Source organism: Pseudomonas sp. A-B-19, assembly GCF_019947515.1.
Taxonomy (GTDB): domain Bacteria; phylum Pseudomonadota; class Gammaproteobacteria; order Pseudomonadales; family Pseudomonadaceae; genus Aquipseudomonas.
Window position 1 is genome coordinate 137,223 of the sequence record NZ_JAGYGN010000014.1, and the last position, 21,604, is coordinate 158,826.

Genomic DNA, 21,604 nt, shown 5'->3' on the forward strand with positions numbered 1-21,604 from the left:
TGGATAAGGTGGTTGGAGGCTCAGCCCTTGGCCGTGCGCTTGGTTTTTTCCGGGTCGTCGAAGGGCAGGGCGTGGGTCACGGCGGCGCTTTCCTGGCTGCCGCGCACCTGCAGGGCAATGCCTGGATTCGAGCAGGCGACGCTCATGCGGGCGATGGCCATGGAGCGTTTGCTCAGGCGCGAATACATGCCGCAGGTGACCACCCCGACTTGCTGGTTGCCTTGCCACAGGGTGTCGCCGGCTTCGGCAGCGCGGACGCCTTTGAGCAACACGCCGGTGATCTTGAAGCGCTCCTGGCCGCGCAACCGAAAGTGCTCTTCGGCGCCACGGAACTCGCGCTTGTCCGGGGAGACGGTGAAGTCCAGGCCCATTTCCCAGAGGGTGTCGCCGGCCTTCTGATCGGCGAAGGGGTACATCTGCGAGTTGTCGTAGGGGAAGAACATCAGCGAGCTTTCCACCCGCAACCAGTCCAGGGCGGTAAAGGCGCAAGGGATGATGCCCAGGCCCGCGCCCTGGTCGAGAATCTCGTCCCATAGCGCCGGGGCATCGGCGGCCTTGCAGAAAATCTCGTAACCGCGTTCGCCGGTATAGCCGGTGCGCGAGATCATCACCGGGCGATCGAACAGGCGGGTTTGCAGGTGATGGAAGTAAGGCAGCTGACGGATCCCGGGGACGTGCTCGGCGAGAAAGTCCACCGCCAGCGGCCCTTGCAGCGACAGATCGTGCAGGTCGTCATCGAACAGCACCGCCACTTGCCGGCCCTGGGATGAGCGCACGAGCATTTCGTAGCCGGTGCCCGCGCCATGGACCACCATGAAGGCGTTGGGTCCGGTGCGGTAGACGATGCAGTCATCGACGAACTTGCCTTCCTCGTCGAGCATCGAGGCGTACACCGACTTGCCGGGATAGAGCTTGGCGATGTCGCGGGTGGTCGCCCATTGCAGCAGGCTCTCGGCATGGGGCCCAACGTAGTGGACTTTTTTCAGCCCAGACACGTCCATCAACCCGGCCCGAGTGCGGATCGCCTGATGATGATCGGCAAGATCGCTGTCGTAGGTCCAGGCAGTGCCCATGCCGTTCCAGTCTTCGAGGTTCGAGCCTAGTGCGCGGTGCCGTTCGGCCAGTGCAGAAATACGCCATGAATGCGTCATGTGAAGATCCTTGTCGGTGAAAGTGGGGCAGGGTTCAGGCTTGCGGGTCGAAGCGGCTGAGCCACTCGACCAGGGTCTGTCGGTAGCGGCTCATGCCCTTGTACTCGGCGATCGGCTCAGGCAGGTCGCGCAGCACACGGTGCAGGCGGCAGCCCCAGCCGGGCTGGGTGACCAGCTCCTGCATGCTGATCAGGTAGGTGCGGATGCTGAACATCACCGCGTTGCTGCGCGGCAGACGGGCCATCACTTGCAGTTCGACGCGCAGGTGAACCTGTTGCCCGACGTTTTCGGCGGTGATGCGGCCGCGGTCGGCGCCCCATTCATGGAAAGTCTCGGGGGAGGAGTCCAGGCGGGGATTGATGGTCAGTGTCCAGTTCAGGCGCCGCACCGGCTGGCCCGTTTGCAGGTTGAGCAGGTATTTCAGCGCGCGGTCGAAGATGCCCATCTGGTGGGCCATGGGCACCGGCGAATGCCATTGCTTGAAACTCATGCCGGCGTCAAAGGCCAGGGACCAGTCGGCCGGGCTGGTGACCAGGCCGGCGTCCATGTACAGATCGCCGTCGCGTTGATCGAGCAGGGCGAAATCCCCTTGCACCTGTCGGCCGATGAACTCCAACGGCTCGCAGGGCAGGCTGGTGGCATCACCGAACACAAAGTGCTGATCGATGTTCAGCAGCGTGTTGCGCCAATGCCAGCGGTCACCTTCACGCACCAGCGAGAACCACTGCGGGTAATCCGCGGCCAGGTGCTCCATGAGCATCTGCAGCGCATCCCAGGCCGCCACTTGCATGTGCGGCAGCACCAGGTAGCGGCGCGGATCCTTGTCCAGCACCAGGGTGCGTTCGGCCATTTCCGAGCGGTAGTGTTCGTCGATGTCGAACCCGTGTTGGTAAATCGAACCGGGATCCCGGGAGGTCGCCGGTTCGATGTTCACCGAATACAGGTAGCTGTCCTCGGTGAAGGGGAAGGGAAATCGACGGATGGCGGCGGGGCTGTTGCGAAAGCTGAAATCGTCTCGATAGCTCTGCACGGGGCTTGATTGAATGGTCATGGTCGACTCCTAAAGATCCAGCGAAACGCAAGGGCCGCAGCCGCGAGAGACACAGGGCATGAGAAAGTCGGCCTGCTCGGCGGGGCTTAGAAAACTGTCGCGGTGTTCGATGTCGCCGCCCACGTGGCGGGTCATGCACTGGCCGCAGACTCCGCCGCGGCACAGGTTGGGGATCTGCAGCCCGGCCGATTCCAGGGCTTCGAGCAGGCTTTGCTCGGTGCCGACCCGCAGGCGCCGACCGCTGCGCAGCAGTTCCAGATCGAAGGGTTGGCCCGGTTGTGCGGCATTGAAGGCTTCCCAGTGCACCCGGCCGGGTGGCCAGCCGAGTAGCTTGGCCTGTTGCCGAACCGCGTCGAGCAACGGTTGCGGGCCACAGGTGTAAAGGTGGCTGCCCAGCGGTCGATCACGCAGGATTCGGCTCAGGTCCGGGCGGCTGGCGTAGGTGTGCAGGCGCGATCCCAGCCGCTGTTGCAGCGCCTCGACATAGGCATCGCTCAGGCCCGGACGACAGAGGTAGTGCAATTCGAAGTGGGCCTTGCGTTGTTCCAGGGCCGCGATGTAGGCCATGAACGGCGTGATGCCGATGCCTCCAGCGATCAGGATGTGCAGGCTGGCGGTCGAGTGCAGGGCGAACAGATTGGCCGGTGGCGAAATCTGCAGCGTGTCCCCGATCCGGACCTGTCGATGCAGGTACTGCGAGCCGCCGCGGGAGACCTCCTGCAGGCGTACGGCAATGCGGTAGTGCTGGCTGTCCGCCGGGTCGCTGGTGAGTGAATAGGCATTGCGCAGCTTGCCCTCGGCCAGTGGCAGGTGAACCTGCACATGACTGCCGGGGGAGAAAGCCGGCAGGGGGCCGGCGCACGTCTGCAGGGTGAATTCGCGCACCACCGGGGTAAGCATTCTCGCCGCGCTGACCCGTACTTCGATGGCGGCGCTCATGACCGGACTCCGGCATAAGGCTGGTCGGGGTTGGTGCAGACGCCAAGGTACGCCCCCAGGCGGCGGGAAAAGTGTTCGCGGACTTCCAGCCCTACGTCGCAACCGATGCAGGTCAGCAGCGGCTCCGGCCCGGCGGCCTGAGTCAGGCCGCAGTGCACGCAATACACCATTCGCGCACCGGCAATCGTGCGGGTGATGTCAATCTCGTCATTTTCCAGTCCGGCGCTGCGGGCCTCGCCGTGGATGCGCCAGATAAAGGCTTCGTCGCCCATGATGTAGAGATGGCTGCCGACGGTGGCGCTGACCAGTACCTGATGCAGGCGGCGGGCAAAGTCGGCGCTCTCGCCATTGAGCACCAGGGGCTGTTCCAGTTCCCCGACAAAGGGCGAGCAGGCGGCCGCCGATTGCATGGCCACGATGTGCCGGGTGACGCTTTCACGAGGCAGCGGCTGGCGATAGCTCGGGAGGCTGTGAAGTCGGTCCGGGGCGGCGCTGTGTCTATCCGTCATGTGGGCTTTCCTGGCTGATCCGCGCTTGTCGAAGGGCGAGAAAGGTGGCGTTGGGCTGGGCGTTTGTTTCCTGTTGGGGAAGATACTTTCCTATGGGGAAAATCTTCTCAATCCGGAAAAAGGGCTATGTCTTTGGAGATAAGTCCTGCGCAACGCCTGTTCGGGGCATGGAAGTTGCTGGTCTTCGCTCAGGGCTGAGCAACCGGACGGGGAGTTATCGATAGTGCGAACACGACCGCAGTGGTGGCCGCTCTGGTTGGGGCGTATTCGCCCCGAACAGGCACGCAGCGTGCGCAGACTGCTGGCCGGATTGCCCTTGTGTCAGGTGCACGCTGACGGTGCCTTGTCGGGTTTTCTGGATCGTTTCGAAGCATTGTTGCCGACCTGCAAACTGAATCTGATCCTGGGCGGCGAAGACCTGGGGCCGGCACGGCGCGGATTGCTCGAGGGCTGTCAGGACGTTGCGCGTTGCCCTTGGCGTGACTCGCCACTGCCCGATGAGGCTCAGGCCTGTGGCCCTTGCCGGCAACGGGGCGTGCATCGCCTGCTGTGTGCCTTGCCACACAGCGACGATTCGAGCAAAGGGGTGTTGTTGCTCGATACCCCACAACCAGTCCACGCCAGCTGGCGCCAGTTGCTGGAAGAGGCGGCGCAGGCGGTCGGCGTCACCGTGCGCTTGCGCTGCTACACCCGTGAGCAACAGCGCAAACAGGCTACGTCCCGGCACGGCGCCCTGGCCCGTGAGCTGCACGACTCAGTGGCTCAGCAGTTGGGTTACCTGTCGTTCCAGGCGCGTTTGCTGCAGTCGCAGTTGGGCGAGCCTGCGCAGGCCGGCACCGCGTTGCAGGAACTGTGCGGCGGCTTGAGCCAGCTGCAGCGCCAGGTGCGCGAGCTGATCACCAGTGCTCGTCTGACCATGGACGGGCGCTCGCTGCGCCAGGCCCTGGCCGACTCTGTCGCCGAGTTCTCGCGGCGCTGCATCATCGTTTTTGAACTGGACAATCGCCTGGCTGATGACGCTTTGAACCCGGAAACCGAATTGCAGATTCTGCAGATCATTCGCGAGGCACTGGCCAACGCAGTACGCCATTCCCATGCGCGGCATGTGCGCATCGAGTTGCGGCAAAACCAGGACGGCGATGTCTCGGTAACGGTGGAGGATGACGGCATCGGCCTGAGCCCGGCATCGGGGCAGGACAACCATTTCGGCCTGGCGATTATCCGCGAGCGCGCCGCGAGCATTGGCGCCCGGCTGAGCATTGAAGCGATCCGCCCGCACGGGGTTCGCGTACACCTCGGCCTTTGCCATCACCAGGACCTGCCACAGGGGAGTTTCGATGGACTGCACGACCTTATTACTGATCGATGATCACCCGCTGTTTCGCAAGGGTCTGGCGCAGCTGTTCGGCGCCAGTGACGACTTCGAGGTGGTGGGGCAGGCCGCCAGCGGCCGCGAAGGCATCAACCTCGCGGTGAGCCTGGCACCGCAGCAGGTCTTGCTGGATCTGCACATGCCCGGCTTGAGCGGTTTGCAGGTGCTCGATGAACTGCGTCAGTTGCGCCTCGACTGCCAGGTGGTGGTGCTCACCGCATCGATGGATCGCGCCGAGCTGTTGACCGCCCTGCGCCTGGGGGCCAGCGGTTATGTGCTCAAGGAAACCGAGCCCGATGCCTTGTTGACCTACATGCGCAATTGCCACAAGGGCGCGATCGTTCTGGATTCGACCCTGATTGCCCTGTTGGCCGATCAGGGCGAATCGCTGCACCGCCCTGCGCAGGAGGCTGATCCTCTGGACACCGGCAACCTTACCGAACGCGAGGGCCAGACCCTGGCCCTGATTGCCGCCGGCATGAGCAACAAACAGATCGGCCGGGAACTGGGAATCAGCGATGGCACGGTCAAGATCTATGTGCGCAATCTGTTGCAGAAACTCAGCCTGCACTCGCGCCTGGAGCTGGCGGCGTGGGTGCACAACGGGGCGTCGGTGAGACACGAGGAGCGGCATTAGATGATGGAACGGCCAGAGGCATTTGTGCAGACACCTTTTTTGCACCTGATGGATCGCTTTCCGGCGGCGTTGCTTGAACTGCGCGATAACGGGCAGATCGCCCACTTCAACCTGGCGTGGGTCGAACTGATGGATAGGCCGGGTCCGGAGCGCAACCTCATCGATTATGTGCACCATGAGGACCGTTCGTTGTGGCGTCAGGCCCTGCATGAACTGCGTCGGCGCCCCGAAACTTCCTTCAATCAGCGGCTGCGGTTTGTTCACCCTTCGGGGGAACTGCGCTGGTTCGACGTCAGCCTGAAGCACGGGACTCAGGGTTTTTATCTTGTGGCTGGGGACATTACCGCGCACAAACGCCGCGAGATCGCCTTGCAGGCCAGTCAGCGCAGCAGCATGAGTTTGCTGGACAGCATGCCGGGGCTGATCTATCGCGGCCGCAACAACCGCGACTGGACCATGGAGTTCGTCAGTGCCGGTTGCCTGCAACTGACCGGGTATCCACCGGAGCGGCTGGTGGACAACCATGAGTTCACCTACAACAGCCTGATCCTGGCGCAGGATGCCGATTACGTCTGGCGTGAGGTGCAATATGCCCTGTCGCGGCAGGAGCCATTCGAACTCAACTACCGGATTCGCTGCGCCGATCAGTCGATCAAGCACGTCTGGGAAAAGGGCGTGGGGATCTTTGCCGACACACGTGAAGTGCTGGGTATCGAGGGGGCAATTTTCGAGCGCAATACCGGCCAGGCGTTGGGGCGTTGAACGCAGGTTTGCGGGGAGGGCACAACACCGGGCATTTCCCCGGTGTTGTGGTTATTTCAGGGGTTGATCAGGAGAGTTCGCCGCCCCCCCGTGGAGGTGCTCTCAATCGACCTATACCTGTTTGATCGTCAAGCAATGCTGACCGATACAACAGACTCCCGCGAGGCTGCGCGTGCCGCCAGGAAGGCAAGGACGGCCGCGACGCCCAGCAAGATGGCGCTCAATTCGAAGGTCGCTTGATAGCCGCTCGAATCGAAGACGAGCCCGCCAACGGTTGCCCCAGAGGCGATTGCCAGTTGGATGATCGCCACCATTAGGCCGCCTCCCGCTTCAGCAGCGTCTGGCAATGTTCTCGCCAGCCATGTCCACCATCCCACGGGCGCTGCAGTGGCAATCAGTCCCCATGCGCCAAGCAAGACGGTCGTGGTGGTCGCCGAGCTACCGAATGAAACCAGCGCCAGTGCAATCATCGCCATCAAGATCGGGATGACGATGAGGGTTCGATGCAGGCCATTTTTCAAGAACGCTTCGATCAGGAAGGTTCCGGCAAGTCCCGCCAGGCCCAGAACGAGCAACATGAAAGACAACATGGAGACACTGACGTGCGTGACCGTTTCAAGGAATGGGCGCAAATAAGTAAACAGCATGAACTGGCCCATGAAAAACACACTGACCGCCACCATGCCAAGCGCGACCGGTACGCTTTTCATCAACCTGAAGACGTTTCCAGTGCCTGAACCGTTGTGCGATTTCATTGCTGGAAGACTTAACAACAGCCATCCACAAGCGACTACCGCGACAGGGATGACGCACAAGAATGCACCGCGCCAGCCAATCAAGGCGCCCAGAAAACTGCCCAATGGTGCTGCGATCACAGTCGCCAAAGCGTTGCCGCCGTTGACGATTGCCATGGCGCGTGTGATCTGGTCATCAGGCACAAGGCGCATGGCGGTTGCCGCCGACAGTGACCAGAAACCACCAATCGCAACACCGATCAGTGCGCGCCCGATCATGAATACCCCATAGTTGGGTGCGAACGCGACCACTGTTCCGGAAAGGATCATCAACAGCGTCAGTGAAAGAAGCAGCGGTTTACGGTCAACCCGCGCCGCCACCAGGGGGACAAGAAGGCTGGTGAATAAGGCAAACAGTCCCGAAACGGCAATGCCCTGACCGGCTTGTCCTTCGGTGATCTGCAGATCGGCGGCAATGGGTGTCAGCAGGCTGACGGGCATGAACTCCGATGCCACCAGTGCGAATGCAGCAAGTGACATGGCCAGGACAGCGCCCCATGAATGTTGAGCTTCACGGGAGGTGGGAAGATGGGTCATTGGATAAATCCTGTATTGCGTGAAGCGTCGCGGCTCCAGAAGCGAAACCGCGAGAGAGGAACGGTTCCCGTGTAGGTCGCCGATCCGATTACTTCAGATGACTGTTGAAGAACGTGGTCAATTTGGCGAAGGGAATCAAATTGACCCGATCGTAAAGATCCACATGCCCGGCATCTGGAACGATCAGCAACTCTTTGGGTTCGGCCGCCCGTTTGTAGGCGTCCTCGCTGAACTCCCTTGAGTGCGCCGTGGCGCCCGTAATGAAAAGCAATGGGCGCGGGGAGATGGTCTCGATGTCGTTGAACGGGTAGAAGTTCATGAACTTCACATTGCTGGTCAGCGTCGGCATGGTGGTGGTTTGCGGTGATGCGCCAGCGGGGGTGACCTGGCCGCGCGCGGTGCGGTAGAAATCATAGAACTCATCACCTACAGCGTCGCCGGTCAGCTTTAGTGGCGAGCCGCTGGTATAGCGAACTTCGCCGCCCCAGAATTGCGCGTTACGCTGCTGCGCCGCATCGCGAATGATTTGCTGGCGTTGTTCCAGCGTGACTGAATGCTTGAGGCCGTTACGGTTGGCCGCCCCCATGTCATACATGCTGACCGTGGCGATGGCTTTCAGACGTGGATCGATCTTGGCGGCGCTGATGGCGAAGCTGCCACTGCCGCAGATACCGATGACACCGATACGCTCTCGATCGACGATCGGGCGAGTACCGAGATAGTCCACGGCTGCACTAAAGTCCTCGGCGTAGATATCCGGCGAGACGGCCTGGCGAGGTGTGCCCTCGCTTTCGCCCCAGAAGGACAGATCCAGCGACAGTGTGACAAATCCCTGCTCGGCCATTTTTGTCGCGTACAGGTTCGCACTCTGTTCCTTCACTGCGCCCATTGGATGACCGACAATGATCGCGGCGTTCTTCGTTTGAGGATCGAGACTCTTTAGGGTGAACAGGTTGCCTGCCACCTTCATACCGTATTGATTCTTGAACGTGACCTTTTCTACCGTCACTTTTTCGCTTTTGTAGAAGTTGTTCGCACCGTTCGACATATCGGCTCCTACTGAAGAAAAAGAGGTAATGAGCAGCCCGAGGGCAAGCAAAAATCCTTTCACTGGATGTTCCTTTCGATTGAATGGTTATTGGCCGGAGTTTTCGGTTTGGTCGGTCAGCGTGGCGTTGTCGATCACGAAGCGGTACTTGACGTCACCTTTGAGCATTCGCTCGTAGGATTCATTTATCTGGTCTGCTCGAACCAGTTCGATGTCGGCGACGATGCCGTGCTCGGCACAGAAATCCAGCATCTCCTGAGTCTCGGGGATGCCACCGATCATCGAGCCGGCAATCGTTCGGCGCTTCATGATCAGGTTGAATACGTTCGGCGAGGGATGCGGCGAGGCGGGTGCGCCGACCAGCGTCAGAGCCCCATCGCGCTTGAGCAACACCAGAAAAGCATCAAGATCGTGGGGGGCTGCGACAGTGTTGAGAATGAAGTCGAAACTCTTGGCATGTGCCGCCATTTCTTCAGCGTTGCGCGATACAACGACCTCGTCGGCGCCTAACGCCTTTGCCGCCTCGCGCTTGGATTCAGAGGTGGTGAACGCCACGACGTGGGCGCCCATCGCATGGGCCAGCTTGATGCCCATGTGACCCAGACCACCGATGCCGACCACACCGATTTTCTTGCCTGGGCCGGCGTTCCAGTGACGCAGAGGCGAGTAGGTGGTGATGCCGGCGCACAGCAGCGGGGCGACGGCAGCCAATTGCGCCTCGGGATGGTGGATGCGTAACACGTAGCGCTCATGCACCACGATGTTTTGCGAGTAGCCACCGAGCGTCCAGCCGGGGGCGTCCGGTGTCGGAAAGTTGTAGGTGCCGACCATGGCGTCGCAGTAGTTTTCCAGGCCCGTGTCACAGTCCTCACAGTGTTTGCAGCTGTCGACGATGCAGCCGACACCGACCAGATCGCCGACGTTGAAATCCGCAACATGCGCGCCCACCGCCGACACACGGCCGACAATTTCGTGACCCGGTACGCAGGGAAACTGCGTGCCGGCCCACTCGGCGCGCACCTGGTGCAAATCCGAATGGCAGATGCCACAGAAGGCGATATCGATCTGAACATCCTGGGCTGCAGGCGTGCGGCGATTGATCTGCATCGGCTCAAGGGGTTTGTCGCCAGCGTGAGCGCCATAGGCTTGTACAAGCATGGGAGAGACCTCAAAGGATTTGTCGGATGGACATTTTCCCGGTCAGCCAAGGCTCTCTGTAGTGCATTCCACTGGATTACTTGCCTGATTCTATGAGTCTCGGCTTTTTTGCAGGACGGTCGGGAGCTGGCGGGTTAGAGTTCAGTGAAGAGGTACAAGACGAATATGACGAACAACCCCGACACAGCGCCTCAACAGACATCGCCACAAGAAAGGCTTGCGCAGATCATCGGCGCGCAGATCTCCAAACCAGGTGATTACGCAACGGCCATTGCAGGCCTCGGCTTTTTCAGGCGCGAGCATCCGGCACCGCCCATTGTCTGCATGGTCGAGCCAAGCATCATCCTCGTCGCCCGAGGTGAGAAACAGCTCTGGGTTGGTGGCGAAGGTTACCCCTATGACAGGTCGCGATTTCTGATCACCTCATTGGACTTGCCTGCCAATTCAGAAGTGCTGGCCGCCAGCCCGGAACTGCCATGCCTGGGGCTGACGTTGAAACTCGATCTGCGCATGCTGGCGGAGCTGATAGCGCAAAGTGACTTGCCGCCAACCCGTGATCGACCGGTTGCGAAGGGGGTGGGAATTGGTTCAGTGACCCCTGCGATGCTGGCGTCATTCGAGCGTTTATTGGCCCTGCTCGATGAGCCGGAGTCCATCCCCGTTCTGGCCCCCTTGATTCAGCGCGAGATTCACTACCGTCTCTTGCAGAGTGATCAGGCGAGCCGGCTGCGACAAATAACGTCTGTCGATGGCCAGGGGTATCGGATCGCGAAAGCCATCGATTGGCTGAAGTTGAATTACACCTCGGCGCTTCGCGTCGATGACCTTGCGGCCCGCGTGCAGATGAGCACGCCGACCTTTCACCACCACTTCCGCCAACTCACCGCAATGAGCCCCTTGCAGTACCAAAAGTGGCTGCGACTGAATGAAGCAAGACGGTTGATGCTCAATGAACACCAGGATGTATCCAGCGCCGCTTTCAAGGTCGGCTATGAGAGCCCGTCCCAGTTCAGCCGTGAATACAGCCGTCTGTTTGGCGTTCCCCCAAAGAGAGATATTGCGGTGTTGCGAGGGCAGGGCCAGGGTGGCGTCAATGCGGACTTGAGGGGTGATCGATGACGGCTCCATGTCTGGTTTAGCCAGGTAGCCGAGTGTCATGTGAGGTGTAGACCCATCACCTGTTGTAATATGCAGCGCCTATCCCACTAAGAGCTTTGAAAATGGAATTTCACTCGATTCTTGCTTTTACCCTGGTCGCTGCGATTGCCATCGCCAGTCCAGGGCCTGCGACCCTGATGGCGATCAACAACAGCCTGGCCCACGGACAGCGCAGCGCAGTGTGGTCGTCCCTTGGTAATGCCAGTGGCCTGTTCTGCCTGTCTGCCGCTGCCATGCTGGGCCTGGGGGCGTTGCTGGCCAGTTCCGAATGGCTGTTCAATGCGGTGAAGGTCATCGGTGCCGGTTATCTGTTCTACCTGGGTGTCAGGCAGTTGTTCAAAAAGAGCCCGATGCTCGCAGACGGTATGCAGGATGAATCGAAGAAGAGCAGGCCCACGCGCTTGAAGTTGTACAAGTCGGCCTTCCTGACGGCGCTGACCAACCCTAAGGCGACGATGTTCTTCACTGCGCTGTTCCCGCAATTCATCGACCAGAGTGCGACGTTGCTGCCGCAGTTCCTGATCCTCACCTCGATCTTCATGGCGTTGTCGGTTGCGTCGCTGAGCCTGTATGCCGCGCTCGCCTCCCGGGCCAAGGGTGTGCTGACCCGGCCTGACTGGTCCCGGTGGGTCAGTCGGGTGGTAGGGTCGACCTTCATCTGCTTCGCAGCAGCCATCCTGACCATGCGTCGACAGGCTGCATAAGATAAGGTTCTTCACGCAATCCCGGGGGAACACATATAACGGAATATCTGTAGGAGCAGCCTTCGGCAGCTCCTACAGGGGAACGCGTGCACCACCAAACAACGAGGTCGAGCGTTAGCTCGCCTTTTATGCGCCGCATCGTCCCTCAAGCGAAGTTTTCCGGGATTACTTGATTAGCGATTGGCGCAACCGCAGAGAGCTTTTTGAAAATACAAATGCGAATACGTATCGAATGCTAACGGTGTGTTGTACTATGCGCCGCGATTAATTGGCACGTATGCCGTCCTGTTTGGCTATTTTCTCAAGGTTTCCTAGATGCGTCGTACTCTGGTGTCCATCTGCGTGCTTCAGGCATTCTCCGTTTCCTCCTGGGCGGAGCAAGCCACAACTGAAAACGCCAGTCTGGAGTTGCAAGCGACTGACATCGTTGGCACAGCAGATTTTGAAACCGCCCTGGGGCCAGTGGACGGTTATCGCGCGACGCGTTCGGCCAGCGCCACGCGCACCGACACTTCGATCCACGAAACGCCGCAGTCCATTACTGTGGTACCCAAGGATGTCGTCGAGGACATCAGTGCCACAAGGTTGCAGGACGCCCTCGATTACGCCGGCGGGGTGGGGCGGGCCAACAATTTCGGCGGCCAGGGCCTGACCACCTTTACCGTGCGCGGCTTTACCACCGGGGAGTTCTATCGCAACGGGTTCCCGATCAACCGTGGCTATCCGAACATGCCCGATGCCAACACCATCGAGCGCCTGGAAGTACTGCGAGGGCCGGCGACCATGCTCTATGGCCGAGGCGATCCGGGTGGCACCTTCAACGTCATCTCCAAACAACCCCTGGCCGTGCCCACGGTGACCCTGGGTAGCCAACTCGATGACCAGGGAATGAAGCGAGGCACGCTGGACGCCTCCGGCCCGCTGGACGAAGAGGGGCGCCTGGCCTATCGCCTGAACGTGGTGGGCGAGGGCGGTGATACCTTCCGCGATCATGTCGAAACCGAACGCTACGGTGTGACGCCGGTGCTGTCATGGCAGGCCACCGATGACACCAAGGTGATTTTCGAAGGCGACTTCATGCGCAACAATCACCCGCTCGACCGCGGCCTGACGCGCTTTCCAAACCAGATCGGCACGGCCTCGCGCGACACCTTCTTCGGCGAAAAAGACGTCGGCAAATTGCACAACGACAACAACATGGCGCAACTGCGGTTCGAGCATCTGCTGAGCGATAACTGGACGTTGGGCGGCGGATTCCAATGGCTCGACGGTACCCTCAAGGGGAATGCGGTCGAAGCCAACGGTGTGGCCGCGGACGGGCGCACCCTGGGCCGTAACTTCAACTACCGCAAGCTGGAGTGGACGGACAAGGACGCCCAACTCAACCTCACCGGACATTTCACCGCAGGCGGTTTCGATCACACCCTGCTGACCGGCGTCGAGTACGAGGACTACGACTATCAGTCGATCATCCAGCGCTCCAGCGGGGCCGTGAGTGCCTACCCGATCGACATCTTCAACCCGGTGTACGGCCAGCCGCGTCCAGCCTTGACCCGTACCCCGACCAACGACAAGGAAAACCTCAAGACCTACGCGGCATTCGTCCAGGATCAGGTGGCCTTGACCGAGCGCTTGAAAGTATTGGCCGGGGCCCGTTTCGAGCGCTTCGAGCATGATTACCAAACCTTTGTGCCGGGTGGCAGAAGCTGGGAGGCCAGCGACAATGCGGTGACCCCGCGCGTTGGCGTGCTCTATGACCTCACCGACACCGTGGCGATCTATGCCGATACGGCTCGCTCGTTCAAGCCCAATACCGGTGCCAGCCGCCAGGGGGGTGGTTTCGAACCGGAAAAGGGCAAGTCCTATGAGCTGGGTATCAAGTGGGAAGCGCTGGACAGTCAATTGAGTATCGACGCGGCGATCTACCAGATCGAAAAGCGCAACGTACTCACCACCGATCCTGTGGACTCGACGTTCAGCGTGGCGGCGGGCGAGGTGCGCAGCCGGGGTTTTGACCTGAACATCGCCGGCAACCTGACCCCGCAATGGCGGGTGATTGGCGGTTACGCGTACGTCGATGCCGAAGTGACCAAGGACAACGTCATCAAGTCCGGCACCCGGCTGATGAACATTCCACAGAACAGCTTCAGCCTGCTCAATGTCTACGAGTTCCAGGATGGCGCGCTCAAGGGGCTGGGGCTTGGCACCGGGCTCAAGTACGTCGATGAACGTGCCGGGCAGACCGCCAACACGGCGTTTTCGATGGGTAGTTACACGGTTGTCGACCTGCTGAGCTACTACAAGGTCAACGACCGGATCAGGCTCAACCTGGATGTGAAGAACCTGACGAACGAAGATTATGAGGAGGGCGCATTCGGCAACGTCTACGCCTTTCCAGGGGCACCGAGAACGGTTCAGGTCGGTATTTCATATACGTTGTGATTCGATTGAAGAGGCCGCCTTGCCTGGCGTGAAAGGTCAGCAAGGCTCCCCGGCCGTTGAACCCTGACTTGTTCGCAATGCTGTTCACTTAAGCGAATCTGCTCCTCTGTAGGAGCAGCCGGTCGACGCTCGATTGCTCGCGATGCTCGTTAACGATAACGCGTATTGGCTGGCCAAACGCGGCGCTCTTGAGTCCATCGTCGGAACGCCGCCCTGCACTCCACTTGACCACCCGTTTGCATTCGACCACTACATTTGCATTCGTTCTGACCATCGATTGCATCGGAATTGACCAGCACGCTTTGTAACCATGGTCGGCAGAGAACGGCCAATAGCAGCCCTCAATTAATGTCACAGTAGATAGCCGGCAGACATCCTTCATGTGCTACCTGATACCGCTTGTCGACTCCATTAATCGATTGGTTGATCCAGTGGTCATATGACACGAGAGAACAAAAGATTGTGAAATCAAGGTGATGAAATGGCGTCGAGGTTTGTTGTCGTTCCGGCGATACCGACTGAGACGGGATCAGTCCGGATAGGTTGCCGCTTCTACTCCACCATGGCTCCTTGCGGCTTCGATATTTTTGACAACAAGGAAATGTGCCGTCTTGGTCTGGCGTTTCCAATACGTACGGAGGCGGAGGCGGTGTGCTGTGAGAAAAATGCAGTGTTCCAACTGACTCAATTTTTTGAACGTGAGCACCGCTCGGAAAACACTAAACTACGCAATGCCCTCTGAACGTTTTAGCCAATCTGTTGCGTCCACCGGTTGAATCAACACCTTGTCCGACAGTCTTCTCATGGGTATGGCTGCGGAAAATTTACGCTTTTTTTACGGTGGCTTTTGTTGCTCGCAACGATACTGACTGGCAAAACCGACATTGCCTTTATGCCGCGCAACTCTCAGCTTCTTCGTTTGTACCCTCAAGATTTCCTCAGGATTTTCGACGTTTCTTGCAGGGGAGTGGAAGGTGGTGCGGGTCTGTCGCAGGCCCTTCGGAAAGAGTGAGCACTTGGCTGTGCAATTTGCTACTAATCTGAAGTCGATGGCAGTTTCACTGAAGTCCACCGGCCTTGAAATCTCACGGAATGCGTTTTCGGCCCTCAATACTCGAGACGTAGCAACGTGAGCGAAACAGCGACCCATGCCATTGAAGAATCCCATCGCAAAACTTCAGCGGTGGGACTGCTCATCGCAGCTGTCGGAGTGGTGTACGGAGATATCGGCACCAGCCCCCTGTACACGCTAAAGGAAGTGTTTGCCGGTCACTACGGTGTCCAGGCCAACCACGATGGCGTGCTGGGCATTCTGTCGTTGATCTTCTGGTCGTTGATCTGGGTGGTCTCGATCAAGTACGTGCTGTTCATCCTGCGTGCCAACAACCAGGGTGAAGGCGGGATCATGGCGCTGACGGCACTGGCCCGTCGGGCGGCAGCCCCCTATCCGTCCATGAGTAAAGTACTCGTTCTGCTTGGCCTCTTCGGTGCGGCACTTTTTTACGGGGACAGCATGATCACCCCGGCTATCTCGGTGCTCTCTGCGGTTGAGGGGCTAGAGCTGGCGTTTGACGGAATAGAGCACTGGGTGGTGCCTTTGTCATTGATCGTGCTGGTGGCGCTGTTCTTGATACAAAAACACGGCACGGCTCGCATCGGTATCCTGTTCGGCCCAGTGATGGTGCTGTGGTTTGTCGTGCTGGGTGCGCTGGGGATCCATGGCATTTTGCAGCGGCCGGAAGTACTGCAAGCGCTCAATCCATACTGGGGAGCGCATTTTTTTATCGTTCATCCGGGAATCGGCGTGGCCATCCTTGGTGCCGTGGTACTCGCGCTGACGGGTGCCGAAGCACTGTATGCCGACATGGGGCACTTTGGTCGTAACCCCATTGCCCGCGCGTGGTTCATTCTGGTTTTACCAGGACTGCTACTCAATTATTTTGGCCAGGGTGCCTTGATCCTGGAGAGCCCGGAGGCGGTGCGCAATCCATTCTATTTGCTCGCGCCGGGCTGGGCCCTGCTGCCGATGGTCGCACTCTCCACGCTGGCGACCATCATTGCTTCTCAAGCCGTGATCTCCGGTGCATTTTCCCTGACTCAACAGGCCATCCAGCTTGGGTATGTCCCTCGCATGTTTATCCAGCATACCTCCAGTCAGGAGCAGGGACAGATTTACATCGGTACGGTCAACTGGGCGTTGATGGTCGGTGTCGTGCTGCTGGTGCTTGGTTTCGAATCGTCCAGTGCATTGGCCGCAGCTTATGGGGTCGCGGTGACGGGCACCATGCTGATCACCACCATCCTGTCCTCGGCCGTCGTCCTGCTGCTATGGAATACCCCGCGCTGGTTGGCCATTCCCATGCTGCTCGGGTTTCTGCTGGTAGACAGCCTGTACTTCGCGGCCAATGCACCGAAGATCCTCCAGGGTGGTGCGTTCCCGGTGATTGCCGGTATTGGCCTGTTCATTTTGATGACCACCTGGAAACGGGGTCGCAAGATCATCGTTGAACGGCTGGATGAAACCACGCTGCCTCTGCCACTGTTCATCGGCAGCATCCGTACGCAGCCTCCTCATCGGGTACAAGGCACGGCGGTATTTCTGACGGCCAGGGCCGATGCCGTTCCGCATGCGCTGCTGCACAATCTGCTGCACAACCAGGTTTTGCATGCGCAGGTGGTATTGCTCACCGTGGTGTCCGAGGACAGCCCTCGCGTTAGCGCTGAACGGCGGTTCGAGGTTGAAGCCTATGGTGAAGGGTTCTTCCGGGTCAGTCTGCATTTTGGTTTTATCGAGGAACCCGATGTCCCCCTGGCGTTGAGTCTCTGTCACTTGACTGAGCTGGACTTCAGTCCGATGCGTACGACCTATTTCCTCAGCCGGGAAACGGTGATCCCGACCAAGCGCATCGGTATGGCCCGTTGGCGAGAAAGCCTGTTCGCGTTTTTGCTGAAGAATGCCAATAGCAATCTGAAGTACTTCAAGTTGCCATTGAATCGGGTGATAGAGCTGGGCACACAGGTTGAGATGTAAAGCGTCATTGAGTATGCCTTCGAGCGACCCTGGGGTTGCTCGAAGGCGCTCCGGTTACTTCAGGTTGCCACTGAGGAACTGCTGCAGACGCTCGCTTTTCGGGTTACCCAACACGTCCTCGGGTGCACCCTGTTCTTCGACCCGCCCCTGGTGCAGGAACAGCACCTGGTTCGACACTTTGCGCGCAAAGCTCATTTCGTGGGTCACCATGATCATGGTGCGGCCTTCTTCGGCCAGGCCCTGGATCACCTTGAGTACTTCGCCCACCAGTTCCGGGTCCAGGGCCGAAGTCGGTTCGTCGAACAGCATGATCTCCGGTTCCATGCTCAGGGCACGGGCAATGGCGACCCGTTGCTGTTGACCACCCGAGAGAAACGCCGGGTATTGATCGGCCACCCGTGCCGGCAAACCGACCTTGTCCAGGTAGCGCCGGGCGCGCTCCTCTGCATCCTTCTTGCTGACGCCCAGCACCCGGCGCGGGGCCATGGTGATGTTCTCGAGCACGGTCATGTGGCTCCACAGGTTGAAGTGCTGGAACACCATCGCCAGGCGAGTACGCAGGCGTTGCAGTTCATTGGCGTCGGCCACGCGCATGCCGTGGCGGTCATGGACCATTTGAATCGGCTGGTTGTCCAGGCTCATGGCGCCGTCATTGGGCGTTTCCAGGAAGTTGATGCAACGCAGAAAGGTGCTCTTGCCCGAACCACTGGCGCCAATCAGGCTGATCACATCGCCGGTCTTGGCGTTTAGCGAAACGCCCTTGAGGACTTCATGGTTGCCATAACTTTTGTGCAGGTTTTCAACGGTCAGTTTGTACATGAACAAGCATCCTGAATTAGTGAGCCGGGCCGAGGAAAGACAACCAACGGCGTTCAGCCAGGCGGAACAGACCGACCAGAGAGAAAGTGACTGCCAGGTAGATCAGCGCGGCGATGCCGAACGACTGGAAGGTCAGGAAGGTCGCCGAGTTGGCGTCCCGCGCGACTTTCAGAATGTCCGGGATGGTCGCGGTGAAGGCCACGGTGGTCGAGTGCAGCATCAGGATCACTTCGTTGCTGTAGTACGGCAACGAACGACGCAACGCTGACGGCATGATCACGTAGGCATACAGCTTCCATCCGCTCAGGCCGTACGCCTTGGCCGCTTCCACTTCACCGTGGGCCATGCTGCGAATGGCCCCGGCGAAAATCTCCGTGGTGTAGGCGCAGGTGTTCAGGGCGAAGGCCAGGATGGTGCAGTTCATCGCATCGCGAAAGAACGCATCCAGCACGGGCTGAGCACGCACCGCGGCCAGGCTGTAAATGCCGGTGTAACAGATCAGCAGCTGAATATAGAGTGGAGTACCCCGAAACAGATAGGTGTAGAACTGCACCGGCCAGCGCACCCAGACATTGCTCGAGACCCGGGCAATCGACAGCGGGATCGACATCACGAAGCCGAAGAAGATCGAGGCGCTGAGCAGCCAGAGGGTCATGGCCAGTCCGGTGATGTGAGTGCCGTCCTGGAACAGGAAAGGTTTCCAGTATTCCTGCAGTAGCTCGATCATCGCACGGCCTCCCGGGTGCCTGCGGCGTAGAAGATTTCCATCCGGCGCAAGACGTAGTTCGAAACGGTGGTGATCACCAGGTAGATCAAGGCGGCCAGAATCAGGAAGAAGAACAGCTGATAGGAGCTCTTGCCCGCGTCCTGGGCCACCTTGACCAGATCGGCCAGGCCAATGATCGACACCAGCGCGGTGGCCTTGAGGATCACCATCCAGTTATTGCCGATGCCCGGCAGGGCAAAACGCATCATTTGTGGGAACACCACCAGGCGAAAGCGCTGAGCGCGGGTCAGGCCGTAGGCAGTAGCCGCTTCCATCTGCCCTCGCGGTACGGCAAGGATGGCGCCACGGAAGGTTTCGGTGAAATAAGCCCCGTAGATGAAACCCAGGGTGATGACCCCGGCGCTGAAGGGATTGATTTCGACGTATTCCCATTCCATGAAATCGGTAAACGAGGTCAGCCAGGTTTGCAGGCTGTAGAAGATCAGCAGCATCAGCACCAGGTCGGGAACGCCGCGGATCAGTGTGGTGTAGGCCTGCGCAGGGACGCGCAGCAGTGCCGATTTCGAGAGCTTGGCGCTGGCGCCGATCAGGCCCAGGCCAACGCTCACCAGCAAGCACAGAAAGGATAATTTGACAGTCATCCAGGAGCCTTGCAGCAACAGTGGGCCGAAGCCTTTAAGGCTGAAGCCTGACAGCCCCAGAATCGTTAAGAGGTTTTCTAGCATTGGGCAGCCCTACATCGATCAAAAAAGTGCCCATCCGCAAATGGGCGCAGGGTCATTATTTGCCGCTGTAGAGATTCAGGTCGCCAAAGTGCTTCTGCTGGACGGCCGCATAGGTGCCATTGTCGTGCAGTGCCTGGATACCTTTGTTCAGCAAGGCCTGGAGCTCGGCGTTGCCTTTGGTGATACCCACGGCGGTTTTGGCTGGCAGCAGGGGGCTTTCGATCGGCTCGCTGACCTGGAAGTCGGCGCCTGGTGGCGACTTAAGGAAGCCCAGTTCGGCTTGCAGCATGTCCTGGATCCCTGCATCGAGACGACCGGAAGTCAAGTCAGCGTAGACCTGGTCCTGGTTGGCGTAGGCCTGGGTTTCTACCCCGGCCTTGTCCAGCACGGCCTTGGCGTAGGCTTCCTGGATGGAGCCTTGCTCGTAGCCGACTTTCTTGCCCTTGAGGGAGGCCGGGTCGGTGCCGATGGCCACGCCTTTTTTGAATACCAGCGCGGTCGGGCCAGAGAACAGCTCGTTTGAGAAGTCGATGACTTTCTCACGTGCTGGCGTGGCGGTCATGGAGGAAATCACACCGTCGAACTTGTTGGCCCTGAGGCCGGGAATCATGCCGTCGAAGTCGCTTTCGACCCACTTGCACTTGACCTTCAGCTCGGCGCAGATCGCGTTACCCAGATCGATATCGAAGCCCACCAGGCTGCCATCGGCGGCCTTGGATTCGAACGGCGCATAAGAGGGGTCGACGCCAAAGCGCAACTCCTTGTACTCCTTGGCCAGTGCAGAACCGGCAGCCACACACAAAGCCAATGCAGAAAGGGTGAGCCATGCTTTTTTCATTATTTTATTCCCTGGGGCCATCGAAAGCGCTTGTGACGCAAGAGCGCATGTACTGCTTGGCACAGTGTCTTATGCACACGCAGATACTTGTACAGACAAGCATATGCAATCACCCGGCCAATTCGCGGTTTGAGCGTTTGAAAAAACACGTGCAGCGCTCTGGAATGGGCTTTTCAGACAGGTGAGCGCAGGGCTGAGGTGGCCTGCGAGGTTGTTACCAAAGCAGGTTTTTGCACCCTGTTGGGGCATGCGGTAACAAAATGTGAGATCAAGGACGCCGACTGTCCCGGCTCAATCCTTGATGCGCCAGCGGCATCGACGGTCAGAACGACGGAGTGTCATCGTAGGCATTGAGTGGTCATGTGTACGACGGGTTCGCCCCGGGGAACATGGAGCTATTAGTTGGGAATGTCGACTCGCCTCATGGAAAGTGAGGAAATGTCGACAATGTATTTGATAATGGCTATATAGGGACGAGCACAGCCGGTGCTAAGCTCCAGTTCAATCTGTAAGTTGACGAAGTGTGCAATTTTAGATGAAGTGAGCCGGGCGACGGCAAATGGAATGTGCGTATAACGGAACCTTGAAAATATTGCCGCTTTGTTATTACTCATCAATAAATATAATCCTGCAGATAAATGGGTTGCTGCAGCGAAAGTATATAAATAAAAAGTGGGCGGTCCTTCCCCGAATCAACCAGGCAAGTGCAAAAATCGAGCCCGGAACGCAAAGCATGGCCTACAGGTTGAAAGTGCCAGATTGAAATTGACGCGCGGTGTGAACCGATAAATTGTTCGGCACCTCCTTGAGTTGCCTTTTCTAGGCTATGGTTAGTTGGGGTTGAGATTGCGCGTGGGGGTTTATTGATGCCCCGGGGGACGCCATCGACCACTTAATCCGAAGTGGTATCTATCAAGGTTGATTCATGAATATCAGAACAGCGATCTTGCCTGCCTCTGCGCTACTTGCCCTGTGCTGCCAGCAAGCCTGGGCCGGTGGCATCATGCTCTACGAAATCGGCACCGATAACGCCGGCCTCGCCAACGCCGGGGCCGCCGCCCGTGCCCAAGGCCCTTCGACCATCGCCAGCAACCCCGCGGGCATGAGCTATCTGCCGGGCACGCAAATCACCGCCGGCTTGCAGGTCCTGTATGGCGACCTGAGCTTCGACCGCGACTCCGGCACCAACACCCCGGGCAGCG

The 21,604-nt window shown here is 59.2% G+C and carries 19 protein-coding genes; 8 read left to right on the forward strand and 11 right to left on the reverse strand.

Annotation, left to right across the window (positions count from 1 at the left end; all coding sequences use genetic code 11):
• Positions 1-20 precede the first annotated feature (20 nt).
• From KGA81_RS17355 to KGA81_RS17370, 4 genes are read right to left on the reverse strand one after another with little or no spacing between them, the layout of a single operon-like run.
• Complete coding sequence (locus KGA81_RS17355) at positions 21-1,151, reverse strand: aminomethyltransferase family protein (protein ID WP_223547397.1); 1,131 nt, start codon at positions 1,149-1,151, stop codon at positions 21-23.
• Between the two features lie 34 nt (positions 1,152-1,185).
• Entirely contained in the window at positions 1,186-2,202 is a 1,017-nt protein-coding gene (locus KGA81_RS17360) for a heme-dependent oxidative N-demethylase family protein (RefSeq protein ID WP_223547398.1), read from the reverse strand.
• Between the two features lie 9 nt (positions 2,203-2,211).
• Positions 2,212-3,141, reverse strand: a complete 930-nt coding sequence (locus KGA81_RS17365; protein WP_223547399.1) for a PDR/VanB family oxidoreductase — start codon at positions 3,139-3,141, stop codon at positions 2,212-2,214.
• Positions 3,138-3,650 (reverse strand): dimethylamine monooxygenase subunit DmmA family protein, encoded by a 513-nt coding sequence (locus tag KGA81_RS17370; protein ID WP_223547400.1) that lies wholly within the window; start codon positions 3,648-3,650, stop codon positions 3,138-3,140. Before KGA81_RS17370 ends, KGA81_RS17365 begins: the two co-directional genes overlap by 4 nt.
• Positions 3,651-3,873: 223 nt before the next feature.
• On the opposite strand from KGA81_RS17370, the gene KGA81_RS17375 reads away from it, so the two are divergent.
• The 3 genes from KGA81_RS17375 to KGA81_RS17385 are packed head-to-tail and all read left to right on the forward strand — an operon-like array spanning position 3,874 to position 6,421.
• Positions 3,874-5,019, forward strand: a complete 1,146-nt coding sequence (locus KGA81_RS17375; RefSeq protein WP_223547401.1) for an ATP-binding protein — start codon at positions 3,874-3,876, stop codon at positions 5,017-5,019.
• Positions 4,988-5,659 (forward strand): response regulator, encoded by a 672-nt coding sequence (locus KGA81_RS17380; RefSeq protein ID WP_223547402.1) that lies wholly within the window; start codon positions 4,988-4,990, stop codon positions 5,657-5,659. The genes KGA81_RS17375 and KGA81_RS17380 overlap by 32 nt, the downstream gene beginning before the upstream one ends.
• Entirely contained in the window at positions 5,660-6,421 is a 762-nt protein-coding gene (locus tag KGA81_RS17385) for a PAS domain-containing protein (protein WP_223547403.1), read from the forward strand.
• A 128-nt stretch (positions 6,422-6,549) separates the two neighbouring features.
• Here the strand turns inward: KGA81_RS17385 and KGA81_RS17390 are convergent, their stop codons facing one another.
• From KGA81_RS17390 to KGA81_RS17400, 3 genes are all read right to left on the reverse strand, one after another.
• Positions 6,550-7,752: an MFS transporter gene (locus KGA81_RS17390; protein ID WP_223547404.1), complete on the reverse strand. Its 1,203-nt coding sequence runs from the start codon at positions 7,750-7,752 to the stop codon at positions 6,550-6,552.
• A gap of 88 nt (positions 7,753-7,840) precedes the next feature.
• A complete protein-coding gene (locus tag KGA81_RS17395) occupies positions 7,841-8,863 on the reverse strand; it encodes an alpha/beta hydrolase (RefSeq protein ID WP_223547405.1) in 1,023 nt (340 codons plus the stop codon).
• A 24-nt stretch (positions 8,864-8,887) separates the two neighbouring features.
• The gene (locus KGA81_RS17400) at positions 8,888-9,958 is read right to left on the reverse strand and encodes an NAD(P)-dependent alcohol dehydrogenase (RefSeq protein ID WP_223547406.1); all 1,071 of its coding nucleotides are present in this window, start codon (positions 9,956-9,958) and stop codon (positions 8,888-8,890) included.
• Between the two features lie 165 nt (positions 9,959-10,123).
• Between KGA81_RS17400 and KGA81_RS17405 the strand changes: the two genes are divergently transcribed.
• From KGA81_RS17405 to KGA81_RS17420, 4 genes are all read left to right on the forward strand, one after another.
• On the forward strand, positions 10,124-11,077 hold the full coding sequence (locus tag KGA81_RS17405; protein WP_223547407.1) for an AraC family transcriptional regulator: 954 nt from the start codon (positions 10,124-10,126) through the stop codon (positions 11,075-11,077).
• A gap of 101 nt (positions 11,078-11,178) precedes the next feature.
• Positions 11,179-11,820 carry a LysE family translocator gene (locus tag KGA81_RS17410; protein WP_223547408.1) on the forward strand — a complete coding sequence of 214 codons (642 nt, stop codon included), beginning with the start codon at positions 11,179-11,181 and terminating at the stop codon, positions 11,818-11,820.
• Positions 11,821-12,135: 315 nt separating this feature from the next.
• Entirely contained in the window at positions 12,136-14,262 is a 2,127-nt protein-coding gene (locus KGA81_RS17415) for a TonB-dependent siderophore receptor (protein ID WP_223547409.1), read from the forward strand.
• Positions 14,263-15,391: 1,129 nt separating this feature from the next.
• Complete coding sequence (locus KGA81_RS17420) at positions 15,392-17,293, forward strand: potassium transporter Kup (RefSeq protein ID WP_223547410.1); 1,902 nt, start codon at positions 15,392-15,394, stop codon at positions 17,291-17,293.
• Positions 17,294-17,347: 54 nt separating this feature from the next.
• On the opposite strand, the gene KGA81_RS17425 is transcribed toward KGA81_RS17420, so the two are convergent.
• From KGA81_RS17425 to KGA81_RS17440, 4 genes are read right to left on the reverse strand one after another with little or no spacing between them, the layout of a single operon-like run.
• Positions 17,348-18,112 (reverse strand): ABC transporter ATP-binding protein, encoded by a 765-nt coding sequence (locus tag KGA81_RS17425; protein ID WP_223547411.1) that lies wholly within the window; start codon positions 18,110-18,112, stop codon positions 17,348-17,350.
• 16 nt (positions 18,113-18,128) lie between these two features.
• The gene (locus tag KGA81_RS17430) at positions 18,129-18,839 is read right to left on the reverse strand and encodes an ABC transporter permease (RefSeq protein WP_223547412.1); all 711 of its coding nucleotides are present in this window, start codon (positions 18,837-18,839) and stop codon (positions 18,129-18,131) included.
• Positions 18,836-19,564 (reverse strand): ABC transporter permease, encoded by a 729-nt coding sequence (locus KGA81_RS17435; RefSeq protein WP_223547413.1) that lies wholly within the window; start codon positions 19,562-19,564, stop codon positions 18,836-18,838. Before KGA81_RS17435 ends, KGA81_RS17430 begins: the two co-directional genes overlap by 4 nt.
• A gap of 55 nt (positions 19,565-19,619) precedes the next feature.
• The gene (locus tag KGA81_RS17440) at positions 19,620-20,402 is read right to left on the reverse strand and encodes a transporter substrate-binding domain-containing protein (RefSeq protein ID WP_223547414.1); all 783 of its coding nucleotides are present in this window, start codon (positions 20,400-20,402) and stop codon (positions 19,620-19,622) included.
• A gap of 925 nt (positions 20,403-21,327) precedes the next feature.
• On the opposite strand from KGA81_RS17440, the gene KGA81_RS17445 reads away from it, so the two are divergent.
• Positions 21,328-21,604: outer membrane protein transport protein (locus tag KGA81_RS17445; protein ID WP_223547415.1), on the forward strand; the 277-nt coding region annotated here is incomplete at its 3' end.

What these genes read in the sequence shown, in the direction of transcription:
- KGA81_RS17355 (WP_223547397.1), bottom strand. Translation starts at nt 1,151, where the DNA reads ATGACGCATTCATGGCGTATTTCTGCACTGGCCGAACGGCACCGCGCA.
- KGA81_RS17360 (WP_223547398.1), bottom strand. Translation starts at nt 2,202, where the DNA reads ATGACCATTCAATCAAGCCCCGTGCAGAGCTATCGAGACGATTTCAGC.
- KGA81_RS17365 (WP_223547399.1), bottom strand. Translation starts at nt 3,141, where the DNA reads ATGAGCGCCGCCATCGAAGTACGGGTCAGCGCGGCGAGAATGCTTACC.
- KGA81_RS17370 (WP_223547400.1), bottom strand. Translation starts at nt 3,650, where the DNA reads ATGACGGATAGACACAGCGCCGCCCCGGACCGACTTCACAGCCTCCCG.
- KGA81_RS17380 (WP_223547402.1), top strand. Translation starts at nt 4,988, where the DNA reads ATGGACTGCACGACCTTATTACTGATCGATGATCACCCGCTGTTTCGC.
- KGA81_RS17385 (WP_223547403.1), top strand. Translation starts at nt 5,660, where the DNA reads ATGATGGAACGGCCAGAGGCATTTGTGCAGACACCTTTTTTGCACCTG.
- KGA81_RS17390 (WP_223547404.1), bottom strand. Translation starts at nt 7,752, where the DNA reads ATGACCCATCTTCCCACCTCCCGTGAAGCTCAACATTCATGGGGCGCT.
- KGA81_RS17400 (WP_223547406.1), bottom strand. Translation starts at nt 9,958, where the DNA reads ATGCTTGTACAAGCCTATGGCGCTCACGCTGGCGACAAACCCCTTGAG.
- KGA81_RS17405 (WP_223547407.1), top strand. Translation starts at nt 10,124, where the DNA reads ATGACGAACAACCCCGACACAGCGCCTCAACAGACATCGCCACAAGAA.
- KGA81_RS17410 (WP_223547408.1), top strand. Translation starts at nt 11,179, where the DNA reads ATGGAATTTCACTCGATTCTTGCTTTTACCCTGGTCGCTGCGATTGCC.
- KGA81_RS17415 (WP_223547409.1), top strand. Translation starts at nt 12,136, where the DNA reads ATGCGTCGTACTCTGGTGTCCATCTGCGTGCTTCAGGCATTCTCCGTT.
- KGA81_RS17425 (WP_223547411.1), bottom strand. Translation starts at nt 18,112, where the DNA reads ATGTACAAACTGACCGTTGAAAACCTGCACAAAAGTTATGGCAACCAT.
- KGA81_RS17430 (WP_223547412.1), bottom strand. Translation starts at nt 18,839, where the DNA reads ATGATCGAGCTACTGCAGGAATACTGGAAACCTTTCCTGTTCCAGGAC.
- KGA81_RS17435 (WP_223547413.1), bottom strand. Translation starts at nt 19,564, where the DNA reads ATGCTAGAAAACCTCTTAACGATTCTGGGGCTGTCAGGCTTCAGCCTT.
- KGA81_RS17440 (WP_223547414.1), bottom strand. Translation starts at nt 20,402, where the DNA reads ATGAAAAAAGCATGGCTCACCCTTTCTGCATTGGCTTTGTGTGTGGCT.